The 1,539-nt window shown below is 66.7% G+C and carries 1 protein-coding gene; it reads left to right on the forward strand.

The genetic code is table 11. The annotated features are described in order from the left end of the window. Window positions 1-437 precede the first annotated feature (437 nt). On the forward strand, window positions 438-1,478 hold the full coding sequence (locus ELR45_RS00865; protein ID WP_129662679.1) for a LacI family DNA-binding transcriptional regulator: 1,041 nt from the start codon (window positions 438-440) through the stop codon (window positions 1,476-1,478). Window positions 1,479-1,539 lie beyond the last annotated feature (61 nt).

A 1,539-nucleotide genomic window follows, 5' to 3' on the forward strand; every position in this document is an offset into this window, starting at 1 on the left:
CATCCGAGCTGCCGTCGCCGCCTGTGCACGCCACGACGACAAGCGCAGCGCTCAGGCATATCAGGACCGGCCGGGCGGCCAAAGCGTCTTGCCGTTGCACGGGTTCCCCTCACACAGTGGACAGGCCTGCTCGAGCGTATCCAGCAGGGACCCGAGAAAGATCATGGGATACCGGTGTCAGCCGCGCAAGGGGCGTGACGACGGGAACCGAGCTCGCGAGCAATCCCGTCAATCGTGGCAAGAACACGTGCGGCAATAGCCGCCCGAACATGTGGGTTCACACTCTTGACACCTCAGTCCGCCCGCGCGCACACTCTGACTACGTTGTCATAGCGTCCTTTCAGGACCATGAAGCAACGCGAGACCGGAGGTCCGCAATGCCGCAGCCGCGTCCCGTCGATGACGCCGCCACAGCTCAAGGTGGTCGCAGACCCGGAATGACGGATGTCGCCCGACTGGCGGGAGTCTCCCAGAAGACGGTCTCCCGCGTGATCAATGGCGAACGGTATGTGAGCGATAACATTCGACAGCGAGTGCTCCGGGCTGCCCAGCAGCTCGGCTACCGGCGCAACACCGCGGCACGAGCGCTCATCACTGGCAGATTCCGCCGGATCGGCTTTGTCTCACTCGGAACCGCGGATTACGGGCCGGCGTCGTTGCTCATCGCGCTGGAGCGTGCGACGCGTGCGGCCGGCTTCTCGTTCACCGTGGCGACCACCCTCGAGGGCGGACACGACAAGATCTCCGACGCCATCCGGTGGCTACTCGAGCAGGGCATCGACGGCATCGTCATATCCGAACCGGTCGACGAGGGTGAGAAGCTGGAGATCGATCCTGGCGTTCCCGTCCTCAGCTTCGGCAAGCTGCCTGGGCTGTCCGGCTCACACGTGGTGTTCGGTGGCGCGGACGGCGTCGCCGCGGCACGGACCGCCACCGAGCACCTGCTGGAACTCGGACACGACACGGTCTGGCACCTGGCCGGACCTCAGCGGTGGTGGGCGGCTCGGGATCGTCGCGAGGGATGGCGACGTGCCCTCGATGATGCGGGCGCGACTCCCCCACCCCTGGCCGAGGGTGACTGGTCCCCCGCGTCGGGCTACAAGGCCGGCACGGCACTGGCGAGTGACCCCAGTATGACCGCCGTCTTCGTCGCAAACGACGAAATGGCCATCGGTATGATCCGCGCGCTCAACGAGGCGGGCCGCGCGGTGCCGGACGACGTGAGCGTCATCGGTTTCGACGACATCCCGTCGGCGGCCTATCTGTCCCCTCCCCTCACCACGATGCGGCAGGACTTCGAGGCCGTGGCCGCCCACGGCCTCGACCTGCTGATCCAGCAGATCGAGGGCACGTCGGCCGAGCCGGACAGCAAGCCCTTGCGCACCGACTTCCCGGCCGACCTGATCGTCCGCCAGTCCGCGGCCGCACCATCCCACGACCGGCGCAATGACGCGCCATCCCGAAAGGAAGTGCAGTGATGACCACTGGACACAATGGACGTCCGGTAGCGCGATGGATCGCGGCCGGACTCGTGACCGC

Source organism: Phytoactinopolyspora endophytica (assembly GCF_004138495.1).
Lineage (GTDB): Bacteria > Actinomycetota > Actinomycetes > Jiangellales > Jiangellaceae > Phytoactinopolyspora > Phytoactinopolyspora endophytica.

Bases quoted from the DNA above. Each gene is read 5' to 3' on its own strand.
- ELR45_RS00865 (WP_129662679.1), top strand. From the start codon at position 438: ATGACGGATGTCGCCCGACTGGCGGGAGTCTCCCAGAAGACGGTCTCC.